Annotated in this window: 18 protein-coding genes; 14 read left to right on the forward strand and 4 right to left on the reverse strand. The window is 54.6% G+C overall.

Annotated elements, in window-relative coordinates; genetic code table 11:
- Position 1: 1 nt before the first annotated feature.
- From mdtC to ACMYSN_RS23275, 3 genes are read right to left on the reverse strand one after another with little or no spacing between them, the layout of a single operon-like run.
- A complete protein-coding gene (gene mdtC / locus ACMYSN_RS23265; protein ID WP_462496322.1) occupies positions 2–3,079 on the reverse strand; it encodes a multidrug transporter subunit MdtC in 3,078 nt (1,025 codons plus the stop codon).
- Positions 3,080–6,202, reverse strand: coding sequence for an MdtB/MuxB family multidrug efflux RND transporter permease subunit (locus ACMYSN_RS23270; RefSeq protein ID WP_154144237.1), 3,123 nt, complete (start codon positions 6,200–6,202; stop codon positions 3,080–3,082).
- Positions 6,202–7,449 carry a multidrug efflux RND transporter subunit MdtA gene (locus ACMYSN_RS23275; RefSeq protein ID WP_462496323.1) on the reverse strand — a complete coding sequence of 416 codons (1,248 nt, stop codon included), beginning with the start codon at positions 7,447–7,449 and terminating at the stop codon, positions 6,202–6,204. The genes ACMYSN_RS23270 and ACMYSN_RS23275 overlap by 1 nt, the downstream gene beginning before the upstream one ends.
- Positions 7,450–7,796: 347 nt before the next feature.
- Between ACMYSN_RS23275 and ACMYSN_RS23280 the strand changes: the two genes are divergently transcribed.
- The 5 genes from ACMYSN_RS23280 (at position 7,797) to ACMYSN_RS23300 (ending at position 12,568) form a co-directional block, all read left to right on the forward strand.
- Positions 7,797–9,338 (forward strand): EAL domain-containing protein, encoded by a 1,542-nt coding sequence (locus ACMYSN_RS23280; protein ID WP_462496324.1) that lies wholly within the window; start codon positions 7,797–7,799, stop codon positions 9,336–9,338.
- Positions 9,339–9,524: 186 nt separating this feature from the next.
- Complete coding sequence (locus ACMYSN_RS23285) at positions 9,525–10,286, forward strand: dimethylarginine dimethylaminohydrolase family protein (protein ID WP_123755082.1); 762 nt, start codon at positions 9,525–9,527, stop codon at positions 10,284–10,286.
- A gap of 29 nt (positions 10,287–10,315) precedes the next feature.
- Positions 10,316–11,089, forward strand: coding sequence for an ABC transporter substrate-binding protein (locus tag ACMYSN_RS23290; RefSeq protein ID WP_123755081.1), 774 nt, complete (start codon positions 10,316–10,318; stop codon positions 11,087–11,089).
- Between the two features lie 64 nt (positions 11,090–11,153).
- A complete protein-coding gene (locus tag ACMYSN_RS23295; protein WP_462496325.1) occupies positions 11,154–11,846 on the forward strand; it encodes an ABC transporter permease in 693 nt (230 codons plus the stop codon).
- Complete coding sequence (locus ACMYSN_RS23300; RefSeq protein ID WP_462496326.1) at positions 11,843–12,568, forward strand: ABC transporter permease; 726 nt, start codon at positions 11,843–11,845, stop codon at positions 12,566–12,568. Before ACMYSN_RS23295 ends, ACMYSN_RS23300 begins: the two co-directional genes overlap by 4 nt.
- Here ACMYSN_RS23300 and ACMYSN_RS23305 read toward each other — a convergent pair whose 3' ends face one another.
- Positions 12,569–13,024, reverse strand: coding sequence for an Lrp/AsnC family transcriptional regulator (locus ACMYSN_RS23305; protein ID WP_123755517.1), 456 nt, complete (start codon positions 13,022–13,024; stop codon positions 12,569–12,571). It abuts the gene before it with no gap.
- A 14-nt stretch (positions 13,025–13,038) separates the two neighbouring features.
- Here ACMYSN_RS23305 and ACMYSN_RS23310 point away from each other — a divergent pair, with 14 nt between their 5' ends.
- The 9 genes from ACMYSN_RS23310 (at position 13,039) to ACMYSN_RS23350 (ending at position 22,040) form a co-directional block, all read left to right on the forward strand.
- Entirely contained in the window at positions 13,039–14,154 is a 1,116-nt protein-coding gene (locus ACMYSN_RS23310) for a succinylglutamate desuccinylase/aspartoacylase family protein (protein ID WP_462496327.1), read from the forward strand.
- Positions 14,155–14,555: 401 nt separating this feature from the next.
- Positions 14,556–16,619, forward strand: a complete 2,064-nt coding sequence (locus ACMYSN_RS23315) for a BglG family transcription antiterminator (protein ID WP_462498321.1) — start codon at positions 14,556–14,558, stop codon at positions 16,617–16,619.
- Positions 16,616–16,873 (forward strand): HPr family phosphocarrier protein, encoded by a 258-nt coding sequence (locus ACMYSN_RS23320; protein WP_331850280.1) that lies wholly within the window; start codon positions 16,616–16,618, stop codon positions 16,871–16,873. The genes ACMYSN_RS23315 and ACMYSN_RS23320 overlap by 4 nt, the downstream gene beginning before the upstream one ends.
- A 51-nt stretch (positions 16,874–16,924) precedes the next feature.
- A complete protein-coding gene (locus ACMYSN_RS23325; protein WP_462496328.1) occupies positions 16,925–17,371 on the forward strand; it encodes a PTS sugar transporter subunit IIA in 447 nt (148 codons plus the stop codon).
- Between the two features lie 13 nt (positions 17,372–17,384).
- Positions 17,385–17,696, forward strand: coding sequence for a PTS fructose transporter subunit IIB (locus ACMYSN_RS23330; protein WP_331850279.1), 312 nt, complete (start codon positions 17,385–17,387; stop codon positions 17,694–17,696).
- 26 nt (positions 17,697–17,722) lie between these two features.
- Positions 17,723–18,796 (forward strand): PTS fructose transporter subunit IIC, encoded by a 1,074-nt coding sequence (locus ACMYSN_RS23335; protein WP_174507907.1) that lies wholly within the window; start codon positions 17,723–17,725, stop codon positions 18,794–18,796.
- A 42-nt stretch (positions 18,797–18,838) separates the two neighbouring features.
- A complete protein-coding gene (gene ptsP, locus ACMYSN_RS23340) occupies positions 18,839–20,557 on the forward strand; it encodes a phosphoenolpyruvate--protein phosphotransferase (protein ID WP_462496329.1) in 1,719 nt (572 codons plus the stop codon).
- Positions 20,558–20,669: 112 nt separating this feature from the next.
- Entirely contained in the window at positions 20,670–21,521 is an 852-nt protein-coding gene (locus tag ACMYSN_RS23345) for a class II fructose-bisphosphate aldolase (RefSeq protein ID WP_217426870.1), read from the forward strand.
- Between the two features lie 150 nt (positions 21,522–21,671).
- Positions 21,672–22,040: a cupin domain-containing protein gene (locus ACMYSN_RS23350; protein WP_462496330.1), complete on the forward strand. Its 369-nt coding sequence runs from the start codon at positions 21,672–21,674 to the stop codon at positions 22,038–22,040.
- Position 22,041 lies beyond the last annotated feature (1 nt).

Genomic DNA, 22,041 nt, shown 5'->3' on the forward strand with positions numbered 1-22,041 from the left:
GTTAATCGCTTACCGGCTGATTGGATTTGCGCGAAAAACGTAACCGCAGACGGTCGAAGAACAGATAGACCACCGGCGTGGTATAGAGCGTTAACAGCTGGCTCATCACCAGCCCGCCGACAATGGTGATCCCCAGTGGCTGACGCAGTTCGGAACCGTCGCCGCCGGATAACACCAGCGGCAGTGCGCCGAACAGCGCCGCCAGGGTAGTCATCATAATCGGGCGGAATCGCAGCAGACAGGCCTGGAAAATGGCCTCTTCCGGCGTGAGATTGCCGTTGCGCTGGGCATCCAGAGCAAAGTCGACCATCATGATGGCGTTTTTCTTCACTATCCCAATTAATAGCATAATACCGATAAGCGCGATCAGGCTGAACGGCGCGCCAAACAGCTCCAGCGCCAGCAGTGCCCCCACGCCCGCCGAGGGCAGGGTGGAGAGGATCGTTAACGGGTGCACGTAGCTCTCGTACAAGATCCCGAGCACGATATACACCGTCGCAATGGCGGCAAGAATCAAAATAACCTGCGAATTCATGGTCTCCTGGAACACCTGGGCGGTGCCGGCAAAGGAGCCGCGCACGCTGGAGGGTACCCCAAGCTGGGTCATGGTGCGGTCGATGGCCTCGCTGGCTTCCGACAGGGATTTACCGGTTGGCAGGTTAAAGGCGATCGTCGACGCTGCCGACAGTCCCTGGTGGTTCACCGACAGCGGGGCGTTGGCCGGCTGCCATTTGGCGAAGTAGGACAGCGGGACAGGTTTGTCTTCGCTGTTGATGACAAACATTTTATCCAGCGCGCTGACGTCCTGGGTATACACCGGGTCCACCTCCATCACCACTTTATACTGGTTAAGGGGTTGATAAATCGTCGAGATCTGCCGCTGACCGAAGGCGTTATTCAGCAGGTTGTTGGCGTCCTGGACGCTGATCCCCAGCCGCGACATGGTATCGCGATCGTAGATAAGGTCCATTTCCGCGCCGTTATCCTGCTGGTCCGAGTTAACGTCCGCCAGCTCCGGCAGGGCGGCGAGAGCTTTACGGATCTTCGGCTCCCATTCACGCAGCGCCGCAAGGTCGTCTGACAGCAGCGTGTACTGGTAGCTGGCGTTAGCCTGACGGCCGCCGACGCGAATATCCTGGACCGCCATTAAGAACAGATTGGCCCCCGGCTCTTTCGCCAGTTTTTGCCGCAGTCGGTCGATAATTTGCTGCGCCGTCTCGTGCCGTTGGTCACGGGATTTAAGGGTGATAAACATCATCCCGCTGTTGACCCTTGAGCCACCGGTAAAACCGGTCACGTTATCCACCGCCGGGTCTTCACGGATGATTTTCATAAAGTCCTGCAGCTTGCCGCGCATCGCCTGGAAGGAGATGCTTTGGTCGGCCTGAATGCCGCCCATCAGCACGCCGGTATCCTGTTCCGGAAAGAAGGTTTTCGGAATCGAAATATAGAGCCAGACGCTCAGCGCGATGGTGCCCAGCAGCACCAGCCCGGTAATGCGGCTGTGCTTGAGGACCCACTTCAAAGAAGTGCCGTAGCCGCCCTGAATCGCGACCAGCACCCGGCCAAAACCGCGGTTGCGCGTCGGCTGGGACGGTTTGCTGCTCTTAAGCAGCCAGCCGCACATCATCGGCGTCAGCGTGAGGGAGACCGCCAGCGAAATGCCGATCGCCACCGACAGGGTCACCGCAAATTCACGCAACAGCCGCCCCGGCAGCCCGCCCATCAGCAGCAACGGTAAAAAGACCGCCACCAGCGACAGGCTCATCGACAGCACGGTAAAGCCGACTTCGCGGCTGCCCTGAAGCGCTGCCTGCAGCGGTTTCATGCCGGCTTCAAGATGGCGGGAGATGTTTTCCAGCACCACGATGGCGTCATCCACCACAAAACCGGTGGCGATGGTCAGGGCCATCAGCGACAGGTTATTGAGACTGAAATCGCACAGATACATCGCCGCGAAGGTCCCAATCAGTGACACCGGAACCGCTACCGCCGGGATCAGCGTCGCCCGGCCGGAGCGCAGGAACAGGAACACCACGAGGATCACCAGCGCCACCGAGATAACCAGCGTCTGTTCCACCTCCTCCAGCGAGGCACGGATGGTCGGCGAGCGGTCCTGGGCAATTTGCAGGTCGATGGCCGCCGGAATGGTCTGCTGTAGCTCCGGCAGGCGGGCGCGAATGCTGTCCACCGTCTGGATGATGTTGGCTTCCGGCAGTTTGCGGATCATCAGCAAAATCGCCGGTTTGGCGTTGGTCATCCCGGCGTTGCGCACATCCTGTACCGAATCGCTGATGGTGGCGACGTCGCTGAGGCGAACCGCCGCGCCGTTATTGTAGTGCACGATCAGCGGCTGATATTCCGCAGCGGTTTTCAGCTCATCGTTGGTTTGTACCTGCCAGCGCTGGCTGTGGTCCTCCAGCGCCCCCTGCGGTTTGCGCACGTTAGCATCGGAGATGGCGGTGCGCACCGCGTCCAGCGAAACGCCCTGGTTAAACAGCGCCTGCGGGTTCAGATCCACCCGCACTGCGGGCAGCGAGCTTCCGCCTACGTCCACATCCCCAACGCCATCAATTTGGGCAATGGTTTGTGCCAGCTGGGTGGAGGCAAAATCGTACAGCTCGCCCTGGGAATAGGTGTCCGAGGTGAGCGTGAGGATCATGATCGGCGAGTCGGACGGGTTGGCCTTGCGGTAGGTCGGGCGGCTTGGCATACCGCTAGGCAACAGGCTCTGTGCGGCATTGATCGCCGCCTGCACATCGCGGGCCGCGCCGTTGATATCGCGGTCGAAATTGAACTGCATGATAATGCGCGTGCTGCCCAGCGAACTGGAGGAGGTCATCTCAGACACGCCAGCGATGCGGCCCAAAGAACGCTCAAGCGGCGTTGCCACCGACGAGGCCATGGTCTCCGGCGAAGCCCCAGGCAGCGAGGCACTGATCATGATGACCGGGAAATCCACCTGCGGCAGCGGGGCTACCGGCAGCAGGCGAAAACCCAGCACGCCGCACAGGGTGATGGCCAGCGAAATTAAAATCGTGGCCACCGGGCGGTAAATGAAGAGGGCAAAAAACTTCATTTACGCCTCCTCCTCATGTCGCGGGAAGCGGCTTTTAATGTACAGCGACAGGCGATCGAAGAGCAGGTAGATGACCGGCGTGGTAAACAGCGTCAGTACCTGGCTTAACATCAGACCGCCGACCATGCCGATCCCCAGCGGACGCCGCAGTTCGGCGCCTACGCCGGTACTGAGCATCAGCGGCAAGGCGCCGAGCAGGGCGGCGAGGGTGGTCATCAGAATCGGGCGGAAACGTAGCAGGCAGGCCTGGTAGATGGCTTCGCGCGGCGGCATTCCCTGCTCGCGCTCGGCGGCCAGCGCAAAGTCGATCATCATGATGGCGTTTTTCTTGACGATACCAATCAGCAGGATAATCCCGATGATCGCAATCACGTCCAGCTCGCTCCCTGCCAGCCACAGTGAGAGCAGCGCGCCGACGCCGGCGGTCGGTAAGGTCGACAGAATGGTGATCGGGTGGATGAAGCTTTCATACAACACGCCAAGCACGATATACATTGCCACCACCGCGGCCACCACCAGCCAGACGGTATTGCCGAGCGCCGACTGGAAGGCGAGAGTGCTGCCCTGGAACTGGGTGCGGATCTCGGAAGGGAAATCCAGCGCCTGTTCGGCGGCGAGGATCGCCTCCACCGCATCGCCCAACGAGTAGGTATCCGGCACGTTAAACGAGATGGTGGTCACCGGGAACTGATCGAGATGGTTAATCGACAGCGGGGCGAACCGCTGTTCGACGCTGGCGATGGATTTCAGCGGCACGATGCCGCCATCGCTGCTGGTCAGGCGAATATTGTCCAGCGCCGCCAGCCCCGGCGTCTCGCGGGTGTCGTGCTCCAGCACTACGCGATACTGGTTCGCCTGGGTGTAAATGGTGGAGATCAGCCGCTGGCCGAAGGCGTTGTACAGCGCGTTATCGACATCAGCCATGCTGATGCCGAGCCGGCTGGCGCTGTCGCGGTCAACCTTGATATAGGCTGCCAGACCCTTATCCTGCCAGTCGCTGCTGACGTCCGAAAGCTGCGGCAGCGCCTGAAGACGCGTCAGCAACTGAGGCACCCAGGTACTGAGGGCGTCGAGCGAGTTGGCCTGCAGGGTGAACTGGTACTGGGTTCGGCTGACGGTGGTATCAATCGTCAGGTCCTGCGTCGGCTGCAGATACAGTTCGATGCCCGGAATGCTATCGACCGATTTTTGTAGACGCGAGATAACCGCTTGGACGCGGTCGTCGCGTTCATCCAGCGGTTTGAGATTGATCTGCAAGCGGGCGCTGTTCAGTGCCGGGTTGGTCCCGTCAACCCCAACGAAGGAGGTCAGGCTCTCGACCGCCGGATCCTTGAGGATTGCGGCAGAGACCTGCTCCTGGCGCTGGGCCATATTGACAAAGGACGACGATTGCGGGGCCTGGAGGGTGCCCTGGATAATGCCGTTATCCTGAATCGGGAAGAATCCTTTGGGGATAAAGACCCACAGCATAATTGACAGCACCAGCGTGCCTAAGGCCACGCTCAGGGTCAGCCACGGGTGATTCAGCACCCGGCTCAGCACTCGGCCGTAGGCCGCAATGACGCGGTCGAAGAAACGCTCGCTGGCCTGGGAGAAGCGGTTCTGCTTACGCAGCGATTCGTGGCTGAGCATGCGCGCGCACATCATTGGCGTCAGGGTGAGCGACACCACGGCGGATATCAGGATCGCCACCGCCAGGGTTATCGCAAACTCGCGGAACAGACGGCCAACGATATCGCCCATAAACAGCAGCGGGATCAGCACGGCGATCAGCGAAAAGGTTAACGAGATAATGGTAAAGCCGATTTCACCGGCTCCTTTCAGCGCGGCGGCGAGGGGCTTTTCACCCTTTTCGATGTAACGGGAGATGTTTTCAATGACCACGATGGCGTCATCGACCACAAAGCCGGTGGCGATAGTCAGCGCCATCAGGGTCAGGTTGTTAATCGAGAAGTCGAGGAACACCATCACCGCGAAGGTCCCCACCAGCGACAGCGGTACCGCTACGCCGGGGATAATGGTGGCCGGGACGTTGCGCAGGAACAGGTAAATAATCATCACCACCAGCGCAATCGCCAGCATCAGCTCAAACTGGGTGTCGCTGACCGAGGCGCGGATGTTGTTCGTCCGGTCGGAGAGTACCTGGACCTTGACCGATTTCGGCAGGCTCTCGGTGAGCTGCGGCAACATTTCACGGACGCTGTCGGCTGTGGCGATGATGTTGGCCCCCGGCTGACGCTGAACGTTCATGACGATGGCCTGCTGGTTGTTCGCCCATGCGCCAAGCCAGCTGTTTTCTGCCCCTTGTTCAATGGTGGCGACATCGCCGAGGCGAATCGGCGCGCCGTTCTGGTAGGCGACGATCAGCCGACGGTAATCTTCCGCCGATTGCATCTGGTCATTTGCCGACAGGGTGACGGCACGGGTAGGGCCGTCCAGGCTCCCTTTCGCCGAGTTCACGTTAGCGCTGGTGATGGCGGTGCGGATGGTTTCGCTGGTCAGTCCGAGGGCGGCGATGGCCTGCGCGTTGAGCTTCACGCGTACTGCTGGGCGTTGGCCGCCCGCAAGCGTCACCAGCCCGACGCCGGAGACCTGGGAAATTTTCTGCGCCACCCGGGTTTCCACCATATCTTCGACCTGGGTCATCGGAATGGCGGAGGAGGTGACGGCGAGGGTCATGATCGGCGGATCCGCCGGGTTAACCTTGCTGTAGACCGGCGGGTTTGGCAGGTCGGAGGGCAGCAGGTTGGTGGCGGCGTTGATCGCCGCCTGCACTTCTTGCTCAGCCACGTCCAACGGGAGCGTCAGTTGAAACTGTAGCGTGACCACCGAGGCGCCGCCTGAGCTTTGCGACGACATCTGCTTCAGGCCGGACATCTGACCAAACTGGCGTTCCAGCGGCGCGGTAATCGCCGAGGTCACCACGTCCGGGCTGGCGCCAGGATAAAGGGTGATCACCTGGATGGTCGGGTAATCGACCTCTGGCAGGGCGGAGACCGGCAAAAAGCGATAGCCGATGATCCCGGCCAGCATAATCGCCACCATCAACAGGGTGGTGGCGACCGGGCGCATGATAAACAGTCGGGACGGGCCACCCGTGCTGCTCGGGGGTAACACTTGCATCAGGAGCGTGCTCCTTTTTTACCGTACTCACGGCTGGTGGCTTTTTCCGTGGAGGCAGGTGCGCTGTGCGGATCGACAACCTCCACTTTCGCCTCTTCGGTCAAACGGTCGATACCGTCGGTGACCACGCGGTCACCGGCGGAGAGCCCGGCGGTAATCACTACTTTCAGGCTGTCCTGGATCCCCGGCGTGACGGTATGCTTGCTGACTTTGTTTTCGTCGTTCAGGACCCACACAAAGTGGCCGTCGTTGCCCATTTGCAGGGCGGCGGTTGGGATGACGACCGCATTTTGTTCGGTATCCACCAGCATGCGGGCGTTGACGAACTGGTTAGGAAACAGCGCGTCATCCTGGTTGGTGAAGCGCGCTTTCAGCTTGATGGTCCCGGTGGTGGCGTCAATCTGGTTGTCCAGACTCAGCAGGGTGCCCTGGCTGATTTTCTGTTTGTTGGTCCGGTCCCAGGCATCTACCTGCAGCGTTTTCCCGGCTTTCTGCGCCTGGACGACGGTCGCAATATCATTTTCCGGCAGCGTAAAGACGACATCGATAGGGTGGGTCTGGGTTAACACCACAATACCGGTGGTGTCGCCGGTGGAAATCTGGTTGCCGATATCGACCTGTTTCAGGCCCACGCGCCCGTCAATCGGGGCGGTGATGCGGCTCCAGTTGAGCTGCAGCTGCGCGCTGGCGACCGAGGCTTCGTCGGCTTTAATGGTGCCTTCCGTTTCACTGACCAGCGACTGCTGGGTATCCAGCTCCTGACGCGAAACCAGATTGGTTTTCACCAGCTGTTGATAGCGGGTGAGATCGCGCCGGGCGTTGGCCAGCGTGGCTTTATCTTTAGCGAGCTGACCCTGGGCCTGGGCCAGAGCCACCTTAAACTGGCTGGGATCGATTTCGGCGAGGAGATCCCCCGCTTTGACCTGTTGGCCTTCCTGGAAATGGAGCGCCAGCAGCTGACCGTCTACCCGGCTGCGTACCGTGACCGTATTGGCCGCCGTAACGGTGCCGAGGCCGCTGAGATAACGCGGGACCGACTCGCTGGTGGCGGTCGCCGCCTGCACCGGTGCCAGCGTCGCGCCGAAGCGCCCGTGACGAGCGCCTCCAGGGGCCTGCTGAGGTTGACCATTCGTCGCAGACGGCGCACCGTTTGCGGTTTCACGACTATGCCAGAACCAATATGCTGCGCCGGCAACAATAATCACCGCCAGTGCGGTTCCCCAGCGAAGTGTGTGACTGCCTTTCATTTATTGTTATCTCATCCTGAAGCGTTTCGCGGAATGATACTATTTTAGTGAGCAAACGCCCCGCAAAAATGGAGGAATTGTGAAAAGTCTGTCCAGAACTGTCTGGAAAAAATGCTTTTCGATGAGCCGCTTACGTTGAAGAAAAGCGGGCGTTTTCTGACCGCAATCTGACGGTCAACAGCGCGTTCCCTCCTGATTTATAAGGGGGCCCATTCGCGTGCTGATGCCTGGTATAACCGCCGCTTTGTCATTATTATCGACATTATAGGTCTGCGTGACAGGGACTGTGACACCTGGCTTAAGAGTTTGCGAGGTGGATTCCGGTATCTGGCGTGGGTCGCGGAGGGATGATGAAATTTATTAAGAAACAGAAATGGCTGCTGACCGGCGGCGTCATCACTGTGCTTCTTTCCGCATTTCTGACCAACAGCCTGATGCTATCGCACCAGCGTACGCAGTTAACCGATATGAGTGATGAACTGCTCAGCCACGCTGAAGAGGTCACCACGCAAATTGTCTCAGCTATTAATCGGGTTCACACCCGAGAGATTGTGGGCTGTCGTAAGCAGGATATTGCCGCCCTGCGCGAGGTTATCTGGAAGTACGCTAATGTGGAGGACCTCGGCATTATTGAGAATGGCAGAATAGCCTGTACCGCCAACTGGGGCGTGCTCGATAAACCGCTGCTGCTGCCTGACGAAAAATATGTCGTGCCGAACGGCTTTAGCATTTACAAAGGGGTGCGCAACTATCTGCCATATGGCGTCGTTCTGGACATGAGCCAGTACGGCAATGTGGTCTCGTTTACCTCTTCGTTTGCCTTCAGTGGTTTTGTGCGTCGCTATAAAGGGCTCGATTTTTCATTAACCAGCCGTAATGGTCAGCACGTTTTTCTCAATGACGTCAGCGCTAATACCGCCGCCGGGTCAGAAGCGGTATCCCGTCTTTGTAGCCAGAAATACGATATCTGCGCCCGTCTGGCAGAAAAAGAGCAGGGCTTTTTATCGCTCCCGCCGCTGCTTATCGCCGCAATAGCGATCGTCGCCTTTATTCTAGGGGCCGCGCTGTTCTACGCCATTCTGAGCTATTTCTCGGAGCGGCGTTCGCTGGAATTTCGCTTGAAAAAGGCCATTATCAACCAGCGGATCGATCTGGAGTACCAGCCGTTAGTCTGCGCTAAAAACGAAAAGATCGTTGGCGTGGAGGCGCTGGTTCGCTGGCATGACAAGATCTATGGTCAGGTCCCGCCGGACCTGTTTATTTCGATGGCGGAGCAGCTTAATGTTTCCGACGATATTTCGGCGCTGGTGATTGAGAAGGCGACCCGTGAGCTGAAAACCATTCTGCAGGCCGATGCGGATTTCACCCTGGCGATAAATATCGGCAAAAGTGAAATCAACAATCCGCGTTTTTTAGATAATCTGATGCGGGTGCTTAAGCGTCATGATATTCGCCCGCAGCAGATTAAAATTGAAATTACCGAAAGAAGCGGCGAGTACTATAAAAAGATCGCGGCCTTTTCATTGCAGGCGATGAACCGGGGACTGCGGATTGCCCTTGATGATTTTGGGACCGGCTCTTCCAACCTGCAGTGGTTGACCGAGGTGTTCTACGATGAAATTAAGCTGGATAAGTTTTTCGTAAACGGCCTGAAGAATGAGTACAAGCGCACGATTCTGAGCTCGATTCTGGAGATCGTCTGTCAGCTCAATAAACAAATTGTCTTTGAAGGGGTGGAAAGCAAAACCGACTATGAGTTTGTCAAATCCTTCGATGAGAACGCCCTGATTCAGGGATGGTATTTTTACAAGTCGATGCCGATTGAAAAACTCCGCGCGCTGCTGCTGACTGAACCGCTTCCGCTGCGTGCGCAAAACGCGGAACCGTAGCGGGCGATAAAGGTCATCCGCCGACAGCGGAATGCGTCGTTTGCACACAATATACAGCGTAAATAGACAATCCTGACCGGCTATTCAGCCGGACCGGTGACAATATCTGTTTGATAATCAAGAAAACCCGTTGCTTTACCCGCGTGTCGGGAAGCGCAACGTTCATTTGTCACCTGAGGGTTCTCTATGCATTTCAACCAGGCTATTGCCCGTCTGCCCGCCGCCACCTGCGCCGCCGGCCAAACCACCGCCCGCCTCGGGGCGCCAGATATTGCCGGCACGACCCGCCAGTTCCTTGCCTACGTGGAAACCTTGCTGCAGCTCGGGCTGAAAGTCACCGTTCTGCCTGCCGCCGCGGATTACCCGGATGCCCACTTTGTGGAAGATACCGCGGTAGTGATGCCGGAGCTGGCGGTGATCACCCATCCTGGCGCGCCGAGCCGTCAGGGTGAAGTGGCGACCATCGCCCCGGTGCTGGCCGGTTTTCGCCCGCTGGTGCAGATGAGTGAACAGGGTCATATGGATGGCGGCGACGTGCTGCTGGTCGGCAAGCAGTTTTTTGTTGGCCTGACCGCACGTACCGACGAGCAGGGGATCCGCGAGTTTGCCGCCGCCGTCGAACCGCACGGCTACCAGGTCACCGCGATTGAAGTGAGCGCCGGGCTGCACCTGAAATCGATTGTGAACTACGTCGGGCGCAATACGCTGCTGCTGACGGAAGGCTACCTGCATCACCCGGCCTTTAGCGGCTTCAACACCATTGTGATCCCGCAGGAAGAGGCGTATGCCGGCAATACTTTGTGGATTAACGACACCTTGATTACGCCTCAGGGCTACCCCTATACCCTCGGCGAAATCAGCAAGTTGGGGATGCCGGTGGTGCAGCTCGACACCAGCGAATTTAAGAAAATGGACGGCGGCCTGACCTGCCTTTCACTGCGCTTTTAGCCACACCGTTGACATCAGGGGTAACCGATATGAAAACACGCATTGCCGCTTTACTGGCCTGTATGGCGCTGAGCGCACCGCTGGCCGCACAGCAGTTTGATACCATCAGCTTTGGGGTGGATGGTGGCTATCCACCGTTTGATGTCCTTGCTCCCAGCGGCGAGATCACCGGTTTTGACATTGATATTGCCAACGCCCTTTGTACGCAGCTAAAAGCGAAATGCGTCTTCGTGAAACAGCCGTTTGAGAGCATGATTGCCGCGCTCAACGCCCATAAATTCGATGCCATTATCGCCTCGCTGAACATTACCGATGAGCGCAAGAAAGAGGTGGATTTCACCGACCGCTACTACCGCAGCGCGGCGCAACTGGTGGCACGCAAGGGTAGCCCGCTGCAGCCAGATGCCGCCAGCCTTAAGGGCAAGACCGTCGGGGTACAGACCGGTTCAACCCATGAAGCCTACGCCAGAACCCACTGGGCCAACCATGGCGTGAAAATCGTCGGTTACGCCAACCAGGATAACGTCTACCTCGATCTGCTCTCCGGGCGTATCGATGCTTCCCTGCAGGATAATATTCAGGCGGCCACCAGCTTTATCGATACCCCGCGCGGGCAGAAGTTTGCCTTCGCCGGCCCGGTTATCAGCGATGGCAGTATCTCGTCCGACGTCGGCATTGCGGTGAATAAAGACAATCCGGCGCTGCGCGATGCCCTGAACGGTGCGATTAAGCAAATCCGCGCCGACGGCACCTACGAGGCCATTCAGAAAAAGTACTTCAGCTTTGATATCTACGGCAAATAAGCCGTGAAGGGGAGGGCGCGGTCGGCGATTGGCGCCCCTTTACGACACGGGTGGAAGACAGAATATGGTTGCAGACTATTTACCGTTACTGCTGCGCGGCGCGGGGCTTTCGCTGTGCGTGATGCTGGTTTCGCTGCTGGTGGCGCTGTTGTTAGGGCTGGTGAATGCGCTGATTAAGCTGTTCGGGCCGCGCTGGCTACGCTGGTTTTCGACCGGCTACACCACGCTGGTACGCGGCATTCCGGAGCTGGTCATTATGTTGCTGCTGTTTTTCGGCGGCGAGATGCTGGTGAATACACTGCTGGGGCTGGTCGGGCTCGGGCCGGTTCGCTTCAATACCTTTATTTCCGGGGTCCTGGCGATTGGCTTTGTGTTTGGTGCCTACTACACCGAAACCTTTCGCGGGGCCTTTCTCACCGTCGACCGGGGCCAAACCGAAGCGGCACAAGCGTACGGCATGCGTCCGTGGACGGTCTTTCGGCGTGTGATGCTGCCGCAGATGCTGAGTTTTGCCATTCCAGGCATCAATAACAACTGGCTGGGGCTGATGAAAGCATCGGCGTTGGTGTCGATCCTCGGTTTAGAAGATATGGTGTGGCTGGCGGAACAGGCCGGGCGCGCCACGCAGAAGCCGTTTTTGTTCTACTTCCTCGTGTCGCTGATTTATATGGTGATCACCGCCTTGTCCAGCTGGCTGTTTAATCGTCTGGCGAAGCGCTACGCGCTGCGCTCTTCGACGGCGGGGGCGGCACTATGAACCTGCAGACTTTTATCGATGCGCTACCGGGCTACCTGTGGAGCGACGGCAACGGCTCGGCGAGCGGTCTGGCGGTGACGGCGGAACTGTTTTTACTGTCCATCGTTCCCGGCATGGTGCTGGCGGTACTGATGGCGGTCATCCAGGTGTACGGCCCGCGACTGCTGGCCTGGCCGATTCGCGGCTGCACCTGGTTCTTTCGCAGCACGCCGCTCTACCTGCAACTGATGCTGATCTATTACGGGCTGTCGCAGTTCGATATCGTCCAGTTGGGCTGGCAAAACGATCGGCCGTTCTGGCTGCTGTTCCGCGATGCCACCTTTTGCGCCACCTTAGCGTTGGTGCTGAATACGGCCGCTTACGTGGCCGAGCTGCTGGCAGGGATGATGATGACCTTTCCGCGTCAGGAGTGGGTGGCCGGTGAAGCCTATGGCATGAGCAAAGGACAAATTATCCGTCGTCTGGTGCTACCGGCGACGCTGCGGCGGGGCATTCCGGCGCTGAATAACGAGATGGTGTTTTTACTGCATGCCACGTCGCTGGCCAGCACCGTCACGCTGCTCGATATTACCGGCGTCGCGCGGGCGTTCTATGCCATTACCTATTCACCGTTTATTCCGTTCCTGATGGCCGCCGCGCTCTATTTGCTGTGCACTTTTTTACTGATATTCGCTTTTTCGCGCGCCGAACGACGCTGGCTGGCGTTTGTCCGCCGCTCGTGATCAGGAGCGTTTGATCGCCTGAAGTTCGGTCAGGGTCACGATTTTATCGACGCGGAATTTTTTGCTGGTCAGCCAGGTGTCCGCCAGCTGGCAGTAGTGGGCCATGCTGCGGCAGCCAATGCGCACCAGAAAGTCAAAGCTGCCGCTGACCAGCCAGCAGTCGAGCACTTCCGGGGTCTGGCGCATCTCCTGTTCAAACACCGGCTGCGAGCGGCCGTGGTCGGCCAGCGCAATCTGCGCCTGCACCACGAAGGCATGCTCCGGCTCGGGGAGATCGATAATCGCGCTGTAGCCTCTGATAATTCCATCGCGCTCAAGGCCACGTACGCGTTCCAGGCAGGGACGGGCGGTGAGGTTTACCTGCTCCGAGAGCTTTTGATAAGAAATGCGGCCATCCCGGCGCAGGATTTCAAGGATCTTATGATCGATACGGTCAAGCCGGGCTTTCTTTTCCACAAAGAGGACGTCCAATGAAAATTAAACACTATACCTTACCCGAACATGCCCTGGGTGGGCAGCGGCAATTAACGCATTTTCATTTTGGCGAACCCGGCGTCGGGGAGAAAGTTTATCTCCAGGCAGGGCTGCATGCCGATGAAATCCCAGGTATGTTGGTGCTGCACTATCTTAAAAGATTACTGTGTCAGGCTGAACGGCGCGCCGAGCTGCGCGGTGAAATTATCCTCGTTCCGGTGGCAAACCCGCCGGGGCTGGCTCAGGTGATGCTCAACAGCGGCATCGGGCGCTTTGACCTCAGCAGCGGCCGCAACTTCAATCGTGATTTTCCCGACCTGGCCCGCCTGGCTCAACCCCAGCTGCAGGCTGCGGCGCCGCTGACGCACGATAATTACCGGCAGCGGGTACGCCAGGCGATGCGCGATGGGCTGGCCGCGGAGCCGGTACGTAGCGAAGTGCAGGCGCTGCGCCATCATCTGCTGAGCCTGGCCTGCGATGCGGATGTCGTGCTGGATCTGCACTGCGACGACCAGGCCATTTTACATATGTACGCCGATCCGGCCTGGCAGCCAGAGGCCGGGGTACTGGCCGCTTTTCTTGGGATTGGCACGGTGCTGCTGTCGCAGGAGAGCGGCGGTAACTCATTCGATGAGGCCTGCGGGCTGCCCTGGCAGCGTCTGACGACCCGGTTCCCCCAACTGCCACGGCAGCCCGGCTGCATGGCGGTGACCGTCGAGCTGCGAGGCCAGCAGGAGGTCAATCATGAGCTGGCGCGTCAGGATGCCGAGCGGCTCTATCGCTACCTGCAATTTCGTGGGGTGCTGGCCGGGGATCGTCCGGAGGTCCCGCAGCAGCAGACGGTGATGCTGCCGTTTAGCGCCGGAGAGATTGTCACCGCCCCGGCGAGCGGCATTCTGGTCCAGCTGAAACAGCCCGGCGAGTGGGTCAGCGCCGATGATGTGGTAGCCGAAATCGTCGACCCGCTGACCGATATGATCAAATCCGTCCGCCCACAGGCTGGCGGGCTGATCTACGCCAGCCGTCGGGCGCCGTTCGTGACCTTCGGTGCTGAAGTGATGAAAATCGCCGGTGAACAGCCTTTCAGCGGCGGTGGCGGGCTGGCGATGTAAGCGACAGCATTCTGCCTTCCCCAGGGCGGTTGTTGATTTCCGGTCATTAACCGCCATTTTGTCTTCCTGCCTGATCTCCGTCACTATTTGCTATCGCGAATTCAGATGTATTTTTTCCCTCAGCCGAAAGAAGCTGACACTGAAATGTGATGCTTCACGCTAAAATTTTTACTTTCAGCAAATAAACTGTGATGCATGGCGCATTAATTACCTTTAATTATATGCATTGCTAAATGTGATCTTGATCCACTGAATATGGAAAAAACGCAATAAAGGCCACTGGATTGTGTCATTTATTGGTTTTGATTAAAAAAATGCCGCTGCTAGTATTGATGTTAGTAAGATTGATACTGGGGCATAATATTGTAGCAATAATCATTTCTGATGGAGCCATTACCGTGATGCTATTTACTGTTAGACAACGTAAAATTTTTGAGCTGCTTTGGGTAATCAGAGATTATGTCACAGTAAAGGATATTGCTGATGAGGTGTCCTACTCAGAAAAAACCGTCAGGAGCGATCTTGATGTTATCAGGGATGAAATTGTTCATCATAATATAGGCCGTCTGGTGGCTAAAACGAATAAAGGTTTTTTTCTTGAGATGGAGAAAATAGCCTATGAAAAAATAGCCACGACATTTGTTGAAACTAATATTGATGAGCGTATAAAAAACCGGATGTGCCGATTGCTAATGATTCTGCTGGTACAGCCTGCGGTATCTGCTCAGGAATTAGCTGATTGTGTCTATCTGGATAAAGGGGCGATCAAAAAATACCTTTCTGAAGTTGAATTATGGCTGTCGCCTTTTGGTATTACGTTATCGAAGTCTAATGCCACCTATAGCCTGTTATGCAGTGAGTTTACCCGGCGACAGTTATTCTGGTATTTGTTTATTGAACTGAAGTTTTGTCAAAAAAAGGAGTCTGCCGGGCACCTTTATACCTCAGCGCATACTCATATAAAAAAATATTTTGATGATGCTGATTTTCTTACGCTTAAAATAATGTTCGCCAAAGAGATGCATCATTTTGAATCTATTATACAGGCGCTTGAGGCTCTGGAGAAAAAATGTCATGTGTCATATACCTATGACTCCTGCGTCTGGCTGGTATTTTCGGTCGTTCTGGTGATGCACCGCCAAAAGCTGGCCGAAGATTGCCCGGCGGTTAGCGTCACGCAAGCGATCGCTATATGCCCGGAGCAGGAAATGGCCCATTCTCTTTGTCAGCACTTACAGGCCGCCACCGGACGGGTATTTTCGGCCGATGATGTCCGCTATCTGACGCTGGTTTTACTGGCCTGCGAGTTAAATGATGTCAATGATGAGCTCCTCCGGGTGCAGGTTTGCGCTTCTCCACAACATCTCGAGGAGACCGTACAGACGTTTATTCTGTCGTTAAGTCACGTGGTTAGCCGCGGGTTGCAGAGGGATAAACAACTATTATGGCGTCTGATTTTACTCATTCGGCCGATGATCTATCGTCAACGCTTTGCGATGAACCGGTCCGAAACGGAGGCTTCTCAGTCATTGATCCGGCAGGTTAAATTTTCTTATCTTGATTTATATCTTGAAGTTGAACTGTGCAGCTTACTGTTTGAGCAGCGTTATGCTATGGCGCTAAATGAGCAAGAGATTAGCTTGATTACTCTGTGCATTAAGAACGCGCAAAGTTTAGCGCTGAAGAAAATCAGAGTCGCGATTGTCTGTAATTATGGTATGGGCATCTCTCAATTTGTTGCCCAAAAAATACAGCGGGCGATCACTCAGGTGGACATTGTCGGCATTCTGTCACTGCGAGACCTTGATCAACTGGATCATAATGACTGCGATCTGGTCGTCAGTACCGTGCCGCTGCAGCGCAGCAAAGAGACGGTTATTCAGGTCAATGATGTACTACTGCCCTACGATCTTTCCCTGATTAAAGAAACCGTCAAAAAGATGCAAAAAAGTAAGGTGCTGCAAACCTTACAGAAAAAAACGGATGGCAGAGCAAGAGGTTATCACCAGCATATATCGCCTGAAATGTTATTCGTTATCTCATCCGTTAAAAGTAATCCTGCGGTGCTGGAATTTATATGCCAGCAGGCGACGACCTCCGGCCGGTGTGACCAACGTTATTTATCCTCAGTATTAGAGCGAGAAAAAGTCTCCTCTACGGAGATTGCCCCCGGGGTGGTGCTTACTCACGGCGATCCCAGCCTGGTGAAGGAGAACTTTATCTCCCTGGCGTTACTCCGCGAGGCGGTTAACTGGGGAGGCGAACAGGATGTCGATGTCGTCATTATGGTTGGTTTTAAAAGAGCCGCGGATGGCAAAATTGACGGCAGCATCGCCGGTTTTTACACCATGCTGGCTGCCATGGTGGAAAACGATGAACTCATGAAATCGCTGCGGAGCTGTATTTCTGAGCAAGCGTTATATCAATTTTTAACAGATCAGAACAGGTATGAGGATATGCTATGAAAATGTGCGAGTTTATTATTGAAAGCGATGAGGGGTTGCACGCCAGACCGGCGGCAGACTTTGTAGATAAATCACTTTCTTACCTCAGCAAAATTACTTTTGAGAAGGATGGTGAGACGTTTAATGGCAAAAGTTTTACCTCTGTGTTGAGCATGGGAGCATGCAAAAATGACAAGGTTATTATTAAGGTGGAAGGTGAGGATGAAGATCAGGCAATTAATGAACTCGCCCGCTTTTTTTATACCTTAAATTGATCAGCAGAGATTATCGTCAACGACCAGGATGTAATAAGGATTATAATTTTTATGATACTTTCAGATGTGATCAATAAAAATGCCCTGCAAATTAATATGCCGGCGACGGATAAACGACAGGCCCTCGAGTCATTAATTGACCTGTTATATAAGGATGGTGCGGTTAATGATCCTAATGCTTTTATTGAGGATGTATATCAGCGTGAAAGTGAAGGTAAAACCGGAATTGGTGGTTTTATTGCGATCCCTCACGGTAAGTCAGACTTTGTTAATCATACCTGTATCGCTATCGGTCTATTAAAAAAACCAATTGAATGGGAGTCATTAGACGGAAACAGAGTCAAGGTGATTATTCTTTTTGCCGTCAATAAGAAAGATAAAAATGATTATTTTGTCAAAATGATGTCTCAAGTCGCGCGTCTGTTGGGTAAAGAAGAAACGTGCGAAAAATTACTCTCTGCCGCCTCGACGGATGAGCTGGTCTCTGCCTTTGAATAACCTGGAGTGTCTTATGAATATTGTTGGAATTACCGCCTGTACTGCCGGCATTGCCCATACCTATATCGCCAAAGAAAAACTGATTCAGGCCGCCTTGAGCCTCGGGCATAACATTAAAGTGGAAACTCAAGGGTCTATTGGTGTTGACGATAAACTCAGCCCGGAGGATATCGCTAAGGCGGATATTGTTATTTTTGCGACCGATATTGGTATTGGCGGTCTGGAGCGTTTTAAAGATAAGCAGGTCGTCGAAGTGCCTATTTCTACCGTCGTTAAATCACCGAAATCGTTGATTCAAAAAATACAAGAAAAAATGCAAAAATAATTAACCCTAAATATGAGGGCGATAGCATGTCTTACAATATCGGTTTCAAGAAGCATATGTTGACCGGCGTTTCCTACATGATCCCGGTGGTCGTCGCTGCGGGCCTCTGCATGGCGATAGCGAAAATATTTGGCGGCGCTTTTGTGGCCAACGCGACACAAACCTTACCCTGGTTTATTAACCAGCTCGGTGTTGTGGCAATGGGTCTGGTTGTCCCGGTTCTGACCGCTGGGATTGCCTATTCCATTGCCGACCGTCCAGGTATTACGCCAGGACTGATTCTGGGGTTTGTAGCGATAGAAATTAAAGCCGGGTTCCTCGGCGGGATGTTGGCAGGATTTCTTGTGGGCTACGTGATCCTGGCTATTCGTCGCTACTTAAAGCTGCCCTCCAGCATGCAGGGATTAATGCCGGTGCTTTTTATTCCTCTGCTCTCCACCCTGATTATTGGCCTGGCATTCTATCTGTTTTTGGGGCGCCCGGTGGCCCTTGCCCAGGCCGCGGTCATTGACTGGATGGGGGGACTGATGGGCGGTTCGAGGATGGTTCTCGGAGGAATTATTGGCGCCATGATGGGTTTTGACCTCGGCGGACCGGTAAATAAATCAGCGTCGCTGTTCTCGAATGCCATGTTGGCTCAGGGGATTTATGGTCCGGAAGCGGCCAAAATTGTTGCGGGTATGGTTCCCCCCATCGGCGTAGCGATTTCAGTGTTTATTTCCCGCCGTAAACGCTATTCGCAGGGTGAAATTGAAGCCGCAAAAGCCGCGTTTCCCCTCGGATTATGTTTTATCACTGAAGGCGTTCTGCCATTTGCTGCGGCCGATCCGCTGCGGGTCATTCCCGCCTGTATGGCCGGTTCGGCAACCGCTGCCTCGCTGACGATGCTGTGGAACGTCACCAGCACCGTACCCCACGGCGGGATCTTTGTGATTCCTATCATGGGACACCCTTGGGGATTTGTCGCCGCGTTAATTATCGGCAGCCTGATTACTGCCGCCGTGTTAACCATTCTCAAACCAGTACTAAAAGCATCCGATCAGCAAGACGGTGCTGAAGAGGAGCCTGAAGTTGATGATTTTGAAATCAGCATTAAATAACCCATTACTCACTCCAGCGTCTTCTCATTATTGAGGTCCGGTATGTATATTTTGAACGGCATTGCGGCAGCGCCCGGCATCGCATTTTGTCAGATTCAGGTCCTGCGCCATCACCGACGTTATGCTGAATATTCTGATGCTTGCGAACCCCCCCGTGAATGGGATCGGTTTTTAACCGCATTACAGCGCAGTATTGAAAGTATGGCGACATTTCATCAACAGGCATTACAGCAATATACCGATGAGATTGCCAAGGTTTATAAAGCATATTTGTTAATGCTCCAGGATGAAGATTATATTGCGCATATTCGTGAGAATATTTTCTCTGCGTTGTGTGCCGAGCGGGCGGTTATCAAAGAGACGGAGCGTCTGGCCGGGTGTTTATTAAAGGCTAAGTCGGCTTATCTGAATCAGCGGGTCGAGGATCTTCGTGCGATAGAAAAAATGCTGTTGAATGGTCTGGCGAATAAACCCATCGCCGGGCTTACTGGACATCCTCAAAAAATGATTATCGCTGCGGATGAACTGACGCCAGCAGATACGATCGTCTATCAACCAGAGCAGTTGCAGGGTTTCATCACCTGTGGCGGTGGGGTGACTTCCCATTCGGTGATACTGGCTAAAGAGTTGGGGATCCCGGCAATTGTCGGCGTCACGATGGATATTGACCGCCTGGTAGAGGGGCAATCAGCGATCGTCGACGGCGGCCGTGGCGTTATCTACGTTGACCCTGATGCCCAGTGTATTGCGAAATATCAACAGCTTATTGCTCAATCAGCGCAGCGCAAAGAGGCACTCAGAAGCTTTGTGATGGCTGCCGGCGCTACACCGGCAAACATTGCGGTATGCGCCAATATCACGGCGCTCAGCGAAGCGCAGAATGCGCTCGAACAGTATGCTGACGGCATTGGCCTGGTTCGGACCGAGTTTTTGTATATGAATCGGGACCACTTTCCGGATGAAGAGGAGCAGTTTCAGTTCTATCGATCGCTGGCCGTGCTGATGGCGGGCAAGGAGATCGTTATCCGCACCCTCGATATTGGTGGAGACAAACAGGCGGACTACATTGGCATTCCGGCGGAAGAGAATCCGTTTCTTGGCTATCGGGCTGTCCGCTATTGTCTCGGTAATACCGAGATTTTCAGGCAGCAGCTACGCGCGATAGTTCGCGCCTCGGCTTTTGGGCGGGTAAAAATATTAATCCCGATGATCGCCACGCTGGAAGAACTTCAGGAGACTAAGGCACTAATCGCGGATATTAAGCAGTCGTTATCTCAACAGCAGATTGCGTATGATGAAAATATTCCCGTTGGCATTATGGTCGAAACGCCAGCTGCGGCCATGCTAGCGGATGTCTTCGCCAGCCACTGTGATTTTTTCAGTATCGGTAGCAACGATCTGACCCAGTACATTACGGCCAGCGATCGCAACAACAGTAAAGTCCAGCATTTATATCAGCCGCACCATCCGGCAGTATTACGTGCGATTAAACAGGTCGTCGATGCGGCGAAGAAATATCTTATCCCGGTTCACGTTTGTGGCGAAATTGCCTCAAACGACAAAATGTTGCCTTTTTTGATTGCCGCAGGGGTTGACGAACTCAGCGTCACGCCGCTCAGCGTTCCACAAGTGAAATATACCGTGGCAAAAATGACAACGCTGAAATGCGAATCGTGGCTGGAATCTGTCTTAGCGACCCATGAAATGGCGCAGATCGATCGCTTGCTCAGCGAAATGGCGAATGAAATAGCCGCATTATAGATTTAGTTGTGAATTAAAGAATTCATCTGTCATGCCATATATTTCCAGAATGGCGCGGGTGACTATTGTGTAAAATCACTTTCTATGCAGAGGTAAAAATATGTATGTCACAATGAAAACTATTTTAGATGATGCCAATAAACATTATTACGGCGTGATTTCCGCCAGCGTGATTAATCTTGAGTTAGTCCGTGGTGCTATTCGCGCCGCGCAAGAAGAGAATGCCCCCATTATTATTAATATTGGTCAGGGGCAAATGAGCAAGCACGGTGATGGCGAAATTATCTCTAATATTGTGCGGACTCTGGCGGCGCGCGCGACCGTGCCGGTTGCGCTGAATCTCGACCACGGCAAGGATTATGAGCGCATCACCCACGCTTTCCGCCACCAGTTTTCGTCGATTATGATCGATGCCTCGGAATATCCAATGGAAGAGAATATTCGACGTACCAAAGACGTGGTGACCTTATGCCACTCACAAAATGTCACCGTAGAAGGTGAAATCGGTTTTATTGGTCAGGCCGCCAATGCGGATGATGAAAAATTTGACCTGTATACCCGCGTTGAAGATGCGGTTCATTTCTTTGAGGCCACCGGGGTGGATGCACTGGCGATTGCCGTGGGGACCGCGCATGGTAAATACCCGGCCAACCGCGCGCCTAAAATCGATTTTGATCGTATCAGCCAGATCAAACAGGCCACCCAGAAACCGCTGGTGCTTCACGGGGGGTCTGATTCCGGGGAGGAGAATATCCGCCAGGCCGTCATTTGCGGTATTAATAAAATAAACGTCTGTACCGATACGTTTGTTAGCTGCAAAGAGGGATTGAGAACGATGCTGCAGGAAACGCCGGATATCGATTTTATGTCAATGATGATCAACATGGAAAATCAGGCCAAAGAAACGCTGCAAAATTATATTCGCATTTCGGGTTCCAGTGGCAAAGCGAGTCATTTCAGATAACTCGTTACTTTTTTTATCACCAGGTTTTATCACTAATTATTTAAACAGCGCGCAGGCGTCGGGGTTTCTACGCCCGCGCGCGGCTCGGAGGAACAAATAATGCAATGCTCGGTAATAATTGGACAATATGATGGTACGGGCCTGCAGTGCATGGTTGAGAGCGCTGGGTGGTTTGTCGGAATTAAAAACTGGAAGCCTGAAAATGATATCCAGCATATTACTATGCTGGAGCGTCATTTATTGACGGATGAAGTGTTTATACTGCTGGACGGCAAATGTACGCTGCTGCTGCTCGACGGGGATGAGATGACTAACCCGCGCGTTCACTCTGTTCCGATGGAGCCCTATAAGGTCTACTGCATCCCGAAAGGGGCCTGGCACAATACGATTACCTGGCCAGGCGTCAAACTGGCGTTGATCGAAAACCGTGACACCAGCGCAGAGAACAGCGAATTCATGCCATTGAGCGGCGCCATGCGTGAGCAAATGATCGCTGCTCTGGCGTCACCCGTGGGTTAAG

The organism is Klebsiella sp. R445 (assembly GCF_051131755.1).
Lineage (GTDB): Bacteria > Pseudomonadota > Gammaproteobacteria > Enterobacterales > Enterobacteriaceae > Klebsiella > Klebsiella lignicola.